Origin of the sequence: Bacillus sp. AFS088145 (assembly GCF_002564465.1) — a bacterium.
Taxonomy (GTDB): Bacteria; Bacillota; Bacilli; order Bacillales; family Bacillaceae_G; genus Gottfriedia.
The window spans coordinates 68,073-83,799 of sequence record NZ_NUUX01000021.1 but is presented as its reverse complement, the minus strand read 5'-3'; the positions used below and the strand labels follow the sequence as shown (position 1 = coordinate 83,799).

The window sequence follows — 15,727 nt, the reverse complement described above, 5'->3', positions numbered from 1 at the left end:
ACTCAGACAGACGTTAAATTGGGAACTAGAGCTTATCAATCGAATTACACTATTAAAACAATAGAACTACAAATGAAAAATTTAATCTTATTTACGTAAAAACTTACGAATTGACATGACAGAACCCCACATCCCGATTATTGCACCAATACCTATTAATATTGCAGATAGCTGGTACACAAACGGTGAAAATGGTAATAATGTAAACATTGTTCCTGCTAATTTTGGCATCAACATATTATAAATAACCTTATAACCAGTTAATAGTAAAACAATCGGAATAACCGATCCTAACACACCTAGCAGTAAACCTTCTAATAAGAACGGCCAACGAATAAAGTTATTAGTTGCCCCTACCAATCTCATAATCTCAATTTCACGTCGTCTTGCCATGATCGTAATTTTGATAGTATTAGAGATTAAGAACATCGCAGTAAATAATAGTCCGAAAATCAGTACTAAACCGATATTACGACCTACCGAAACTGCATTAAATAATTTTTGAACTTGTTTTTTACCATAAATTACTTCATCAATATATTTTAAGCCTTCAATTTTTTTGGCTACTGGTGCGATTTGTTCTGGAGAATCTGTTTTAACAATATACGTATCATTTAATGGATTTTGCTGTTCAAACAGTTTGAATGCTTTACCATCTTCTCCCATACTTTTGATTAGATTGTTTAATTCTTGATCTTTCGACGAGAACTTTACAGTAGTTACATGATCTAATTTTTTGATTTCTTCTTTTAAAGTAGCTTGTTGCTCTTTGTTTGCTGTTAAATCAACTAAAACACGTACTTCAACATCTTTTTCTAAAGTTGTTCCAATGTGATTAACATTCAAAATTACAGTTAAAAATACGCCAACAAGCATTAAAGTAACTGCTACAGCACTTATCGATGCAAACGTCATCCAACCATTTCGTTTTAAACTACGTAGTCCCTCACGAACATGTCTTCTTGCAGTTCTAGCTTTCATAACCGTACACTCCTCTCGCTTGGTCGCGTACAATTTTTCCAGCTTCAATTGCAATTACACGTCGCTTTATCGTATTTACGATCTCTTTATTATGAGTTGCCATTACTACAGTTGTTCCACGATCATTGATTTCTTTAAATATATCCATAATCTCCCATGTGGTTTCAGGGTCTAAGTTACCCGTTGGCTCATCGGCGATTACTACTTGTGGTTTATTTACAATAGAACGGGCAATCGAAACACGTTGCTGTTCACCACCAGAAAGCTCTGTTGGTAAGAATCGCGCTTTATGTTTTAACTTAACAAGGTCAAGTACTTCCATAACTCTCTTCTTTATTGTTTTCGGATTTTCTTCAATAACTTCAAGCGCAAATGCAATATTTTCATAAACTGATAAAGTCGGTAATAATTTATAGTCTTGGAAAACTACCCCAATATTTCTACGTAATAAAGGAACTTTTTTATCCTTCATATGGCTTAAATCAATTCCATTAATTAAGATTGCACCCTTTGATGGTCTTTCTTCACGATACATCATTTTAATGAATGTCGACTTTCCGGCACCACTTGGTCCTACGACATACACAAATTCACCTTGGCGAATTTTTACATTAATACCATCTACCGCAAGAACACCATTAGGATAAGTCTTATAAACATCTTTTAACTCAATCATGACATTCTCCTTAGTTTTTTGTTCCGTTTTCTTCTATCAAACTATATAAGATCCATTCTGGATGAAATTATACTTAACTTTACTTGATCTTATTATTTCGCCTGCTATTTACATATTTCGATAAATTCAGCTAAGCTCCTCTATTATACCACTTAAAAAATGTCAAAATTGATAAATTTATGTTACATTTTAATAATAGTCAAGATTATTTCCGAACGATTTATAGGTTTGTTTAACAAATTATGGAAAAGTGTAACTAAAATGAAAAGAAACAGACCTTTTCTAATTAACAGAAAATTGTCTGTTTCTTTAATTTTTTTCTTTAAAATTTAAAACATTCTATTTTTTAGTCGCAAGCCATTTCGCTACACTTTTCGCGTCATTTCCTTGAACAACTCCACTAGGCATTGAACCTCTTCCATCATGGATAATATTTTCTATTTCTTTTTCAGAATATTTCGCTCCGACCTTTTTTAAGCTTGGTCCAATTATACCTTCTAGTTCTCCACCATGGCAGCTAGCACAGCTTTGTTTAAATAACTTTTCCCCATTAGCAACTGAAACCGGTTCACCTGAGTCATTATTTTTACTTGAATTATTATTTGAACCACATGCTGTAATCGTTAACAGCATACCACCAGTTATAAAAGCAAGAAGTAGCTTTTTCACAAAAATCATCGCCCCTTTAAAAATCCCACAACTATAGTCTACTACTAATAAAAATATTTATTTTACCTTTTTATGTCAAATTAGTGAAACCTTCTCCAAGAACTTCAGTTGCATCTACAACTGTAATGAAAGCATTTCGATCAACTGATCGAACGATATCACGTAGAGAAGAAAATTCAGTTTGATCAAGTACACACATTAATACTAAACGGTCTTCATTTGTATATCCACCAACACCGGTTAGTTTTGTTACTCCACGATCTAATTGATGAACAATTGCTGCTGTTACAGGCTCTACTTCTGAAGTAATGATTAGTGCCATTTTTGATCTAGCAAGACCAATTTGAACTAAATCGATTGTTTTACTCGTAACAAAAAGTGCAATTAGTGCATACATACCACTTTCAAGATTAAACACGATTGCAGATGTAAGAACAATTAATCCGTCAATAAATGCTACACAAATCCCAAGTGATAAACCAGTATATTTATGAACAATTTGAGCTGCTAAATCTGTTCCACCAGTAGATGCTTTGCCACGGAACACGATTCCTAGACCTAAACCAATAAATAGTCCACCAAAAATTGATGCTAAAAGTGGATTATCAGTGGCAGGTTTTATATTGTATAAATCAACTAAATAAACAACAAGTGGAATAAAGATTGTTCCAACTAATGTTTTAGCGCCAAATTGTCTACCTAAGAAAATTACACCTGCTATAAACAATGGAATATTAAATGCCCATTGTACAAATGCAGGATTAAATCCCATTGTACTCTTTAGAATCGTCGAAATTCCGCTTACCCCACCAGAAGCAATATGATTTGGTAATAAAAACACACAAAACGCGACAGCAATAATTGCAGAACCAACTAATACAAAAAAGTACTCAAAAAACGTTTTTCCCCACCCTACAGTTAGAGCAGTAGAATATCTGACCTTTTTCAAACTTATCCCCCTCAATATTTCACACTTACAGACAACTTTTCTATTTTATATCCTTATTATCGGATACTCTCTCTATTTTTTATTATGAAAAAAACAATAAGATTTAATTACATATAAACAAAATTTACTTTCTTCTATTTGTAAAACAACTTAAAAATAAATATGATTCATGTAACCCCTTCACATTAGTAAGGAAAATCCTTATTAATCCCCTAAAGAAAAAAGCTCAAAAGAATAACATCTCCATAATTTGAAGATGTCCGTTTAGACAAAGTCCAAAGAACTTGATGATCAGACTAATTGCAGTCTGATAGTAGATGTTTTAGGTTAAAAAATGGATTTACACTACCGGAATTAAAATATACCTCTTTTGTCCCCAAAGATTAGGGCTGGTAAGAAAGAAGTTTCCCCCAATCTTATCAGCCCATTTTTCAACATTAAATCTTAGAACGTAAGTAAGCATCAATAAATGGATCAAGATCTCCATCCATTACTGCATGTACATTACCAACCTCTGTGTTTGTTCGATGATCTTTAACCATTGAGTATGGGTGGAAAACATATGAACGAATTTGACTTCCCCAGCCAATTTCTTTTTGCTCTCCACGGATTTCATCTAGTTGAGCTTGTTGCTCTTCTATTTTACGTTGATATAGTTTTGCTTTTAACATTTTCATTGCATGTTCACGGTTTTTAATTTGTGAACGCTCTGTTTGACATGTTACTACAGTGTTAGTTGGAACATGTGTAATACGTACTGCTGAGTCAGTTGTATTAATGTGCTGACCACCCGCTCCACTTGCACGATACGTATCAATTTTTAAATCTTCTGTACGTATATCGATTTCAATTTCTTCATTAAACTCAGGCATTACTTCGCAAGAAACGAACGAAGTATGACGACGACCTGATGAATCGAATGGAGATATACGTACTAAGCGATGAACGCCTTTTTCTGCTTTTAAATAGCCATAAGCATTATGGCCTTTAATTGCTAAAGTTACGCTCTTAATACCAGCCTCATCACCTGGTAGATAATCTAAAGTTTCGACTTTAAATCCACGTTTTTCAGCCCATCTAGTGTACATACGTAATAACATTGAGCCCCAATCTTGAGACTCAGTTCCACCTGCTCCTGGGTGAAGCTCAAGAATTGCATTATTTTTATCATATGGCTCGCTTAATAATAATTGAAGTTCAAAATCATTCAGTTTTCCAGTTAAAGATTTTACTTCAGTTACTAGTTCTTCAAATAGTTCATCGTCATTTTCTTCTTTTACTAACTCATATGTTACTTCAAGATTCTCAAATCCATCATTTAAATCATTGAATTCATTAATGACCTCTTTTAAACCATTTACTTCACTAATTACTACTTGTGCAGCTTTTTGATCATCCCAAAAATCTGGCTCTGACATGAACGCTTCAAGCTCATCTAGTCTTGCTTGTTTTGTTTCGACGTCAAAGAGACCCCCTAAATGCTTGAAGGCGTTTCGCCATCTTTTCTAGTTCTTGCTTTACTTCTACTAATTCCATTACATAACACCTCGATTAAATTTTACGAACAATAAAAAGCAGGTAAAGACAAGTAGTAAAGTAAGAATAACCTTTGAAAGTCACTCCTCTTTTCTAATAACTACTTGCCCTTGCCCCTTTTCATATAGTTTCTATTATATTAGATTCCTTTACCGTGGCAATTTTTATACTTCTTACCTGATCCACAAGGACAATCTTCATTACGGCCAGTTTCTTCGCCTTTTACGATTGGTTTTTTCTTTACTTCACCTTCACCATCATTACTTACATGAATTGCATCGCCTTGTACAGCTTCACGCTCTACATCAGCTTCAATTTCCGCTTTCATAATAATGCGAGATACTTCTTCTTCAATTGAAGCAATCATCTCTTCAAACATTGCGAAGCCTTCCATTTGATATTCACGTAGTGGATCGATTTGTGCATATGCACGTAAATGGATTCCTTCACGAAGTTGATCCATTGAATCGATATGAGCCATCCACTTGTTATCAACAGTACGTAATAGTACAACTTTTTCAAACTCACGCATTTGTTCAACTGGTAAAGCCACTTGTTTTTCTTCGTAACGCTCGAATACTGTTTTTTGAATTAATTCAACCATTTCATCCGGTTCAATTACACGTAATTGTTCAACTGTGATTTCATCTTCATTTAATAAGTTTGCTTCTAAGAAATCAATGATTCCTTCTATATTCCACTCTTCTTGAAGCTGCTCGTTTGGAGTATGGGCTTGAACTACTCTGTTAATAGTACCTTCAATCATATTCTTAACGATGGGTTGTAGATCATTTGAATCAATAACTTCAGAACGTTGAGCATAAATAACTTCACGTTGTTGACGTAATACATCATCATATTGAAGTAATTGTTTACGAGCATCAAAGTTATTACCCTCTACTCGTTTTTGTGCAGATTCAACTGCACGAGAAACCATTTTACTTTCAATCGGTTGAGAATCATCTAATCCTAAACGGTCCATCATAACTGATAAGTTTTCTGAACCAAAACGACGCATTAATTCATCTTCCATTGATAAATAGAAAGTTGTCACACCAGGGTCACCTTGACGACCAGAACGACCACGTAACTGATTATCAATACGACGGCTTTCATGACGCTCTGTACCAATAACAGCTAATCCACCAAGCTCACGAATACCTTCACCTAATTTAATATCTGTACCACGACCAGCCATGTTTGTCGCAATAGTAACTGCGCCACGGTGACCAGCTAATGCGATAATATCAGCTTCACGTTCATGGTTTTTCGCATTTAATACTTCGTGTTTAACACCTTTACGTTTTAACAATTGAGATATTAACTCTGAAGTCTCGATCGCTACTGTACCTACTAGAACTGGTTGCCCAGCTTTGTGACGTTCAACGATTTCATCAACAACAGCATTAAATTTTCCAGTCATTGTTTTGTATACTAGATCAGGTTTATCCATACGAGCGATTGGTCGGTTCGTAGGAATAACTAGAACATTCATATTGTAAATATTACGGAATTCTTCTTCCTCAGTTTTAGCTGTACCTGTCATACCCGAAAGTTTTTTGTACATACGGAAGTAGTTTTGGAAAGTAATTGTCGCAAGCGTCATACTTTCGTTTTGAATTTTTAATCCTTCTTTAGCTTCAATTGCTTGGTGAAGACCTTCACTGTATCGGCGGCCTTTCATTAAACGACCAGTAAATTGGTCAACGATTACAATTTCACCATCTTGAACTACATAATCTACATCATGAGTCATCGTCACGTGAGCTCGTAATGCCTGAGTAATATGATGGTTTAAGTTAACATTTTTCAAATCAAATAGGTTTTCAACGCCAAAAGCTTTTTCTGCACGTGAAATACCATCTTCGGTTAATAAAACTGATTTTGTTTTTACATCATACGTATAATCTTTGTCTAGCTTAAGCATTCCAACAAATGCATTCGCCGCAATATATGATTGTGCAGACTGTTTTGCTTGTCCAGAAATAATTAATGGAGTACGTGCTTCGTCAATTAATATTGAGTCAACCTCATCGATAATAGCATAGTTTAGTGGACGTTGAACGCGTTGTTCAGCGTATACAACCATGTTATCACGTAAATAGTCAAATCCTAATTCATTATTTGTACTATACGTAATATCACAAGCATATGCTTCACGCTTTTCATCTGGTTCCATACTATTTAAATTTAGACCAACAGTAAGTCCTAAGAACTCATATAATTGACCCATTTCATGAGCATCACGACTAGCTAAGTATTCATTGACTGTAACAACGTGAACACCTTCGCTACTTAATGCATTTAAGTAAACAGGTAAAGTGGAAGTTAAAGTTTTACCTTCCCCAGTTTTCATTTCTGAAATATTACCTTCATGTAAGGAAATTCCACCTAATAACTGTACAGGATATGGAGTCATACCAAGCACACGAGTAGCACCTTCACGAACAACGGCAAATGCTTCAACTAAAATATCATCAAGAGTTTCGCCTTTTTGAATACGCTCTTTAAATTCAAATGTTTTACCTCTAAGTTCATCATCAGATAATTTTGCATACTGATCCTGTAAAGATAACACTTGATCAACTTGTTTTTGCATTTTATTTAATTGTCGCTGATTAAGATCAAAAACCTTTTTTATCATTCCAAGCATTCGTAACGCTCCTCTATTATAAAGTCATAAACTAAAATGTCATTAAGTTAGTAGATACTATTTCTAATTTTATCATTAAATGAAGATACGTGACAACCTTATGTCGAGAATGTTCTATTAGAATTAATTAATATTTTAGAAAATAAGCAAAGAAACCAAAAAAGGACTAAGCTAATTGTTCAGCTCAGTCCTTTTATTATTGTTTTATTTAATTTTTATTTGGCTTCAATTAAACCATAACGCCCATCTTTTCTAGCGTAAACGATGTTCGTTTTATTCGTTTCTCCGTTTAAGAATACAAAGAAGTTATGACCTAACATATTCATTTGTAGCACTGCTTCTTCTGCATCCATAGGTTTTAAATCAAATTGCTTTGTTCGAACTAACTCAATATCATTTTCGTGCTCCTCTACTGCAACAGCTGATTCAGTAGTTGATGGTGCAAACATAAATTTTAATGAACCTTTTTCTCTTAACTTGCGATTTACTTTTGTTTTGTGTTTTCGAATTTGACGATCTAGTTTATCAATAACTAAATCGACAGCTGCATACAAATCTGCATGCTCTTCTTCTGCACGTAATAACATATACGTTCCAGGAATAGTTACTTCAATTCTTTGCTTGTCGTGGAATACCTTAGCATTAACTCTCGCCGTTAACTCTTCATCAAAATAACGATCAAATCGCGATAATTTTTTATCTACGTAATCACGAATTGCTGGAGTAATTTCAATATTTTCGCCTCGGATGTTTAGCATCATATGGGTTTCCTCCTTCATCAAGCTCCAAAAATGAAAGCTGTCATACTTATATTCTACACTTCTATTTCAATTTCCTCCTTGAAATTTTTGTCAAATATGAGAAATCTCTGTGTCCATTTAATGAACTTTTATGTTTTATACCGGATTATATTTTTATAATAATTTAAAAATACTCAAAAATTTCCAAAACAAACAAAGGCTTACTCAAATGAGTAAGCCCTCGTGGTCCGAATCTATATAAGCAAATACTTACTTATTAACGGAAAAAATTAAATTTTAGTAACATTAGCAGCTTGAGGTCCACGGTTACCTTCAACGATTTCGAAGCTAACTGCTTGGCCTTCTTCTAAAGATTTGTAACCTTCTGCGTTGATAGCTGAGAAATGTACGAATACATCGTCTCCATCTTCACGCTCGATAAATCCAAAACCTTTTTCTGCATTAAACCATTTTACTTTACCTTGCATTCAAATCCATTCCCTTCAGTCGAAAACTTGTGAATTTTCTCCACAATTCAACTATACATCATAAAACTATGACAAGTCAAAAGTAGCTTATCGCCTTTTTTTTCACGAATTCGACAAATAACGAAAAATTCTAATTATTTTTCCTTACCTATCATATTCGCTTACCTTCTGACTTGTCCCATTATTTTTTTCCTATTTATATGAAAAGAAAATTTATATCATTTTTCCTACTTCTAAACCTCTACCCTCTACACCTTAAATCTATAAGGTACAGTAGTTACAATAACGCTTCGTTTATGAAGTAAATACGCTCGTAGTAATAAGCTTGATTGATTATGTAAGACATTATGCCAATTTTTTCTCGTAATAAACTGTGGTATTAAAACTGTAATTTCAAAGCCTTGTTCATGAGCTTTAGCTTCCATTTCATCTATTACTTTTAAAAGTGGTCTAGTAATTTCTCGATACTCAGAATGTTCAACAATTAGATTTACGTTAGGATTCCATGCTTCCCACTTTTCTCTCATTTGCACTTCACTTTCTTTATCAAAAGAAATGTAAACAGCATAGACTTCATCAGCAATCCCTTGAGCATATTGCATTGTACGTTCAACTACTTTTGTAATCCCAGCAACAGGAACAACCATGATATTTCCACTAATTTTTTCTGGAATATCATTATTTAATCTTAATTGGTCACCTACCGCTTCATAGTGCTTACGAATTCTTAAAAATAGAATAACAATCAAAGGTAAGAAAACAAATATTGACCAAACTTGATTTAACTTAGTAGTTAAGAAAATAATCGAAACTATTGCTGAGATAAATGCTCCTACAAAGTTTGCAGTTAATTTTGGTAACCAGCCAGCCGGTTTTTCTCTAATCCATTTAATTACCATACCTGTTTGAGAAAGTGTAAATGGTACGAATACACCAACAGCATATAATGGAATTAATGCTTCTGTTTTACCTTGGAAAGCAATAATTAATAAAATCGAAGCTATACCAAGTGTAATAATACCATTTGAATATCCTAGACGATCTCCTCGAAGTAAGTACATTCTTGGCATAAATTTATCACTTGCTAAGTTATATGCAAGTAATGGGAATGCTGAAAATCCCGTATTAGCTGCTAATACAAGGATTAGCGCTGTTGTCCCTTGTACGAAGAAATAGATTACATTTCGTCCGAAAATATCAGAACCTAATTGGGACATTACCGTTTCTTCTGCATTTGGTACAATTCCATACCAGTAAGCTAAAAACATTATTCCTGAGAATAGTACAGCTAAAATCGAACCCATCATCAATAGTGTTTTTGCCGCATTTTTATCTGAAGGCACTTTAAAGTTCGGAATAGCATTTGAAATTGCTTCTACACCAGTTAAGGCTGAGCAACCAGATGAAAATGCTTTTAATAGAATAAAGAGTGAAATCCCTGGAACCACAGTCCCAACTGCTGAATGTGCAGTTTGTGGTGCATGGCCTGTAAAGACATTATATAAACCTACGATAATGATAATAACAAGTGCTACAACGAATAAATAAACTGGATATGCTAAAATCGAAGCAGATTCAGTTAGTCCGCGTAAGTTTAAAATCGTAATACATATAACCAAAATTACAGCAATAAAGACTGTATGAGCGTGCAAGGCTGGAAAGGCGGACGTAATGGCGTCCGTTCCTGCTGACACACTAACAGCTACTGTCAAAATATAGTCAACTAGCAAAGATCCACCGGCAATTAAACCAGGAATAACACCGAGGTTTTGTTTAGATACGACATAAGCGCCTCCACCATGAGGATAACTAAATATAATTTGACGATAAGATAAAATTAATGCTAATAATAAAATCAGAACGCCTATACCTATCGGAACCGAATACCAATACGCTACAGCCCCAACCGTAGTTAAAACGATCAGAATCTGCTCTGGACCGTATGCTACTGAAGAAAGCGCATCTGACGATAGAATTGCCAAAGCCTTCGTATTCGATAACTTTTGTTCACTTAACTCTGTTGACTTAAGTGGTTTACCAATTAAGTATCGTTTTAAAATCGATAACATATGTACACCTCTACATAAAAAGTAAAAAACTAAACCATTTGAGTTTATCACATTATTAGAAAAAATTGTGTGATATATTAAGAAAATCTTTCCATAATTTTATTAAGTTTTTTTCAAAATAATTAATATTAACTTCCCTCTAAATCAAATTAAAATACAATAAATCGAAAGACCACTTTAAAAATTTCACGATTCAAATAACAGAAGGTTTTGTTTCCTTTTTTATTTCCTTGCCTATACACAGAAAGAACTTAACATTTTGCTAAGTTCTTTCCTATTTTCTTCTTATATAGTTTAACAATTTTAGTAACAACCCGGTTCGATTGTTAACCCTTATTTCTTCTTAAAATAGCTAAGCATTTTTTCTGCCACTTTCATTGGTTGAACTTTGTATGTTCCCTCGTCAATTTGTTTTTTTAATTGCTGAATACGTTCATCACGTTTTGCGATTATCTGATTGGCGTTTTGATTATCCTTCGCTTGAGGGGAGATTTCTATTTTTCCTTCTTGTTCTCGTTTATTTTGTTCGATTTTTTCTACGTTGTTTTGATGTAAATGAACTTTATCCTCATCAGATGTATTATCCATCATTTTTCTCACCTCATCGCTAATCGTCTTATACCTCGGCTTTATTATTACGATCCTTTATCTATATTTTTGTTTTATTCTGTCCAATGACCATTATTTATATCGGTAAAACTCGTAGTAAAATTTAGTTCTTATATAATTAACAAGCCGCCAAGCTTTATGCCCGAATTAATGTGAGAGAATGTACCTCAGTAGCACCATTTTGTAACAATATCGCTGCGGCATCTTGCACCGTTTTACCAGTTGTATACACATCGTCAAGTAATACAATCGGTTCGTTATCGATTTTTTCCTCACCGCAAAAAGAAAAAACTTGTTCTCGGCTTAGTCTTTCATAACGGCTTAACTTACTTTGTTTTTCAGTATGAATTCTTTCTAAACATTTTGTTAAGTTTAAACCTGCATATTGTGCGAGCACTTCAACTTGATTAAAACCTCGTTCCTTTAGTCTCGCATCACTTAGTGGTACTGGAACTATTTTATAATTTTTGAAAGAATTTTCATAGTATTCCCTCAAATCACTCGCAAATATAGATGCTAACTGAACATCACCACAAAATTTAAATTTATTGAGCCACTCTTTAACTTCATTTGTGTAATGAAATATCGACTTATTAATAATTAAAGGCATATCTAGCTTTAAACTCATATACTCTTTACAATTTTCACAATGCTTTTGATTCTCCAGAATGTAACCACAACAAATTTCACAAACAGGAACAATAATTTTTTTAAATTTCGCTAGACATTGTGAACAAGCTGATTCATTGCTTAGAAAAAACAATTTATGCAAGGAAAACTTCTCAACAAATCGAACACCACAATAGACACAAATCACTTATTATCCAACCAGCCTTTCTCGCTACCTAAATGATTCATTAGAAGTATTTGCTTTTTAGCTTTGACCATTTCTTCGCTAATTCCATTATGAAAGAAAATCACTTCTCCATTTGCATAATTAATATGCCTACCAGCACGCCCAGCAATTTGAACTAGTGCACTTTCAGTAAAAATCTCTTCATCAGCTCCTAGTACTGCAATTTGGCTATTCGAAATCGTAACGCCTCTCTCTAAAATTGTCGTTGTAATTAAAACTTGAGTATCACCATTTCGAAAATCACTCACTTTTTCATGTCTTTGTGGATCTTGACTATGAACTGATGCCGATTTGACTGTTATCTTTTTAACAGCCTCTTCTATAAAAACACATTCATTTATTGTAGGGACAAACAAAAAAATAGGGCAGCCTTTTTGAATAAGTAATTTTATCCATTTTTCTAAGGAATTTGGAAGTTTTCGTGATTTACGGATCGTTTTACGCCAGTTACCAATCCATACAAAGCTCGGTACTGGCAGGGGTTGCCTATGGTATCTTGCGGGGACCATTACATTTTTGATTTTATTTTTTAGCGCAAGTAGTTGTTGTTCACTAGAGGGAGTAGCTGTCATTTGCACTGTAGAACCTTTAATTGTTCTTGATTCATTTGCAACCCAATGCAAATGTGTTTCAATATTATAAGGAAAAGCATCAACTTCATCGATAATTAATAAGTGGAAGGTATGTCTAAATTTCATTAACTGATGTACTGTACAAATCGTTATCCTATTTCCATCCCATATCTCTTCACTTCCTCCATAAAGTACTGCAATTGAAATAGTAGGGAAGGCTTTTCTGAATCGAATCGATAGCTCTAAAACCACATCTACTCGAGGAGTTGTGATACAAACAAATTTTCCTTGCTGTAGTGCAGCTTCAATCCCTTCAAACAACATTTCCGTTTTTCCTGCACCACAAACTGCCCAAAGTAGCAAATTCTGATTTTCGTTCACAGCTTCAACTACTTTAATAGATGCTTCTTTTTGCTGTGGTGAAAGTTTACCATCCCATTCGAGTCCAGAAATTGAGGGATCGAATTTCATATCAACTTCATTAATAACTAGCTCAGTGCATGTCGACATCTTTCCCATCGTGATACATTTTCGACAATACGTACACTGTGATGAACATCTAGCACAAAAATGAGTAGCGAAAAAGTGTTGATTTTGATTACCACAACGAAAGCATTGATAGCGATTTTTAACTTTTTGAACAGCTTGAATGATTAGACTTGTTGAAGGGATGTCTTGAAGGTTTATTGTGGGGGGAAGTTGGAGTTTTCTACCGTAAAATTTGTCCATTTTTAACCTACTTTCTTTTAATAATTATTTCGAGGGATCAAATAAATATGGTCATCTTCAAATAGTACATCCGATCAGTCAGTAACGACGTAAAATCCAGTGAAATTTCCTTGTCAAATATATAGATATATTGTGACATTTTTTAGGAACACATTTTAAAAATCCCCTTTCAATAATTTTACAGTTCGTTTGTAAAGTAGACTAAACTAATTCATTTCGAGTAAAAAAATGAAGCATTTTTGATTATTTTCTATTTTTAATTGCGATTACTAGTTTTTATTTACGATACTCACTTATTAATGACGATAACTCTCTTTTACTACAAAACAAAGAGCCCCTAATCAAAGGAGCTCCTACTCAAACAACATACCAACCCAATCCTAAAGCACCTTCACCAAGATGCGTTCCAATTACTGGGCCAAAATATGAAGTTTCTAATTCAACATTCGGATATGTTTCACTAAGTTGTTGGGCTAACTTTTTTGCATCGTCTTCTCGATTTGAGTGAATAACTACTGCTTTCATTTTTTCGCCTTTTGATGAAACTTCGCCAAATAAATCTGTAATTCGTTTCATTGCTTTTTTTTCAGTTCGAATTTTTTCAAAGGCAACAATTTGTTTGTCTACAAATGTTAGAATTGGCTTTACTTGTAGTAAACTTCCTACAAATGCTTGTGCACTTGAAAGTCTTCCACCGCGTTGCAGGTGATCTAAATCAAAAACCATAAAGTAAGCATTTGCAGATTTTTTTATTTCATCTAGACGCTCAATAATTTCAGTTGGTCCAGCACCGCTCTTTGCCATTTTCGCAGCTTCAATGACATAAAACCCTTGGACCATGCAGCTAATTTCTGAATCGTAAGCGACTACTTCTAAGTTATCAATCATTGAACCAGCTGATACAATACTTTGATAAGTTCCACTAATTCCACTTGATAAAGTGATAGCAACAACAGCCTCATATTCTTTTGATAGCTGTTCAAATTTTTCAATAATCGTGCCATATGCAGGCTGTGAAGTTTTTGGAAGCTCCTTTTGTTCACGGACCTTGAGGAAAAATTGTTCAGCTGTAATTTCAACTTCTTCTTGGTAGGATGCATCTCCGAAGATTACATTAAGAGGCAACATATGTATATCTAAAGAATCTCTTACTTCCTTTGGGATATAGGATGTACTATCTGTAACAATTGCAGTTCTCATTGTCGTATCCTTTCTTATATATATAGTAACGTTTAACTATGTATTTATTGGTTTAATTTTACACAACTAATTTAGTAAAATCATTGTATTTCATTCTCTTTACTCTGAGCCAATTCGACAATTCAGTTAGACTTAGAAAGACTTATTATACTTAAAAGCCTATTTATTGAAAAGAAAAATTGGGCATTTTATTGATTCTTCGTTTCAGACTAAAAGTGAAAAATCAACTATATTGTTCTTCGTTTACAAACTAAAACAGAGTACCGATTATCCGATACTCTGCTTTTTGCACCTAACTATTTGACTTCTACCCAAGCATTTCGAATTGCCGTTACTACCGCATGAGTACGGTCATTTACTTCTAACTTTTGTAGAATATTACTTACATGGTTTTTGACAGTTTTTTCACTAATAAAGAGAGCTTCACCAATAGCACGGTTACTTTTACCATCTGCTAACATTTGAAGTACTTCACATTCTCTTCTAGTAAGTAAATGTAATGGACGGCGCACTTCTACTTCGCGAGATTTAAATAACTGTTCTTTAAGTGATAGTCTTCTAAATTCTTCTACTAGGTTGTGAGTAATCTTCGGGTGTAAATAACATCCACCTTTTGTAACGACTTTAATGGCTTCAATTAGTGTATCTGAGTCCATTTCTTTTAATAAATAGCCTCTTGCACCTACTTTTAGCACATGAGTCACATACGATTCATCATCATGAATTGATAAAATAATTACTTTTGCATCAGGATGTTTTTCTAGTAATGCTTTTGTAGCAGTTACTCCGTTCATTATCGGCATGTTTATATCAACAATAAATACATCTACTTCATGTTGATCCATGATATTTACAACCTCTGTGCCGTCTGAACCTTCAGCAACAACTTCAAAACTCTCTTCAAAGTCTAGGATTCTCTTAATTCCTTCACGAAACAATTTATGATCATCTACAATTGCAATTCTAGTTTTCATTTCATTACTCCTCTGTTTATTTGTTC

At 33.9% G+C, this 15,727-nt stretch carries 14 protein-coding genes; all 14 read right to left on the bottom strand.

The window, feature by feature from the left end:
- Positions 1-87: 87 nt before the first annotated feature.
- Positions 88-981, bottom strand: a complete 894-nt coding sequence (ftsX, locus tag COI44_RS13545) for a permease-like cell division protein FtsX (protein WP_098428436.1) — start codon at positions 979-981, stop codon at positions 88-90.
- Positions 971-1,657 carry a cell division ATP-binding protein FtsE gene (gene ftsE / locus COI44_RS13540; RefSeq protein ID WP_098428435.1) on the bottom strand — a complete coding sequence of 229 codons (687 nt, stop codon included), beginning with the start codon at positions 1,655-1,657 and terminating at the stop codon, positions 971-973. Before ftsE ends, ftsX begins: the two co-directional genes overlap by 11 nt.
- Before the next feature lie 339 nt (positions 1,658-1,996).
- Positions 1,997-2,326 (bottom strand): cytochrome c551, encoded by a 330-nt coding sequence (gene cccB, locus COI44_RS13535; protein WP_420488168.1) that lies wholly within the window; start codon positions 2,324-2,326, stop codon positions 1,997-1,999.
- Positions 2,327-2,396: 70 nt separating this feature from the next.
- Entirely contained in the window at positions 2,397-3,275 is an 879-nt protein-coding gene (locus tag COI44_RS13530; RefSeq protein ID WP_098428434.1) for a YitT family protein, read from the bottom strand.
- Between the two features lie 437 nt (positions 3,276-3,712).
- A protein-coding gene (gene prfB / locus COI44_RS13525; RefSeq protein WP_286163912.1) for a peptide chain release factor 2 occupies positions 3,713-4,811 on the bottom strand; the annotation gives its coding sequence in 2 pieces (ribosomal slippage) (positions 3,713-4,747 and positions 4,749-4,811; 1,098 coding nt in all).
- Between the two features lie 139 nt (positions 4,812-4,950).
- The gene (secA, locus tag COI44_RS13520) at positions 4,951-7,464 is read right to left on the bottom strand and encodes a preprotein translocase subunit SecA (RefSeq protein WP_098428432.1); all 2,514 of its coding nucleotides are present in this window, start codon (positions 7,462-7,464) and stop codon (positions 4,951-4,953) included.
- A gap of 215 nt (positions 7,465-7,679) precedes the next feature.
- Positions 7,680-8,225: a ribosome hibernation-promoting factor, HPF/YfiA family gene (gene hpf / locus COI44_RS13515; protein WP_056469534.1), complete on the bottom strand. Its 546-nt coding sequence runs from the start codon at positions 8,223-8,225 to the stop codon at positions 7,680-7,682.
- 269 nt (positions 8,226-8,494) lie between these two features.
- Complete coding sequence (gene cspD, locus COI44_RS13510; RefSeq protein ID WP_056469532.1) at positions 8,495-8,692, bottom strand: cold-shock protein CspD; 198 nt, start codon at positions 8,690-8,692, stop codon at positions 8,495-8,497.
- 248 nt (positions 8,693-8,940) lie between these two features.
- Entirely contained in the window at positions 8,941-10,761 is a 1,821-nt protein-coding gene (locus COI44_RS13505; protein ID WP_098428431.1) for an APC family permease, read from the bottom strand.
- 333 nt (positions 10,762-11,094) lie between these two features.
- The gene (locus COI44_RS13500; RefSeq protein WP_098428430.1) at positions 11,095-11,352 is read right to left on the bottom strand and encodes a flagellar biosynthesis anti-sigma factor FlgM; all 258 of its coding nucleotides are present in this window, start codon (positions 11,350-11,352) and stop codon (positions 11,095-11,097) included.
- Positions 11,353-11,506: 154 nt separating this feature from the next.
- Positions 11,507-12,187, bottom strand: coding sequence for a ComF family protein (locus COI44_RS13495; protein WP_142329260.1), 681 nt, complete (start codon positions 12,185-12,187; stop codon positions 11,507-11,509).
- Entirely contained in the window at positions 12,184-13,527 is a 1,344-nt protein-coding gene (locus COI44_RS13490; protein ID WP_098428428.1) for an ATP-dependent helicase ComFA, read from the bottom strand. Before COI44_RS13490 ends, COI44_RS13495 begins: the two co-directional genes overlap by 4 nt.
- Before the next feature lie 357 nt (positions 13,528-13,884).
- Positions 13,885-14,727, bottom strand: a complete 843-nt coding sequence (locus COI44_RS13485) for a DegV family protein (RefSeq protein WP_098428427.1) — start codon at positions 14,725-14,727, stop codon at positions 13,885-13,887.
- A 296-nt stretch (positions 14,728-15,023) separates the two neighbouring features.
- Positions 15,024-15,701: a response regulator gene (locus tag COI44_RS13480; RefSeq protein ID WP_098428426.1), complete on the bottom strand. Its 678-nt coding sequence runs from the start codon at positions 15,699-15,701 to the stop codon at positions 15,024-15,026.
- Between the last annotated feature and the right edge of the window lie 26 nt (positions 15,702-15,727).

Coding starts and splice junctions, on each gene's coding strand:
- hpf (WP_056469534.1), bottom strand. CDS start 8,225: ATGATGCTAAACATCCGAGGCGAAAATATTGAAATTACTCCAGCAATT.
- COI44_RS13485 (WP_098428427.1), bottom strand. CDS start 14,727: ATGAGAACTGCAATTGTTACAGATAGTACATCCTATATCCCAAAGGAA.
- COI44_RS13480 (WP_098428426.1), bottom strand. CDS start 15,701: ATGAAAACTAGAATTGCAATTGTAGATGATCATAAATTGTTTCGTGAA.
- cspD (WP_056469532.1), bottom strand. CDS start 8,692: ATGCAAGGTAAAGTAAAATGGTTTAATGCAGAAAAAGGTTTTGGATTT.
- ftsE (WP_098428435.1), bottom strand. CDS start 1,657: ATGATTGAGTTAAAAGATGTTTATAAGACTTATCCTAATGGTGTTCTT.
- secA (WP_098428432.1), bottom strand. CDS start 7,464: ATGCTTGGAATGATAAAAAAGGTTTTTGATCTTAATCAGCGACAATTA.
- COI44_RS13500 (WP_098428430.1), bottom strand. CDS start 11,352: ATGATGGATAATACATCTGATGAGGATAAAGTTCATTTACATCAAAAC.
- ftsX (WP_098428436.1), bottom strand. CDS start 981: ATGAAAGCTAGAACTGCAAGAAGACATGTTCGTGAGGGACTACGTAGT.
- COI44_RS13490 (WP_098428428.1), bottom strand. CDS start 13,527: ATGGACAAATTTTACGGTAGAAAACTCCAACTTCCCCCCACAATAAAC.
- COI44_RS13505 (WP_098428431.1), bottom strand. CDS start 10,761: ATGTTATCGATTTTAAAACGATACTTAATTGGTAAACCACTTAAGTCA.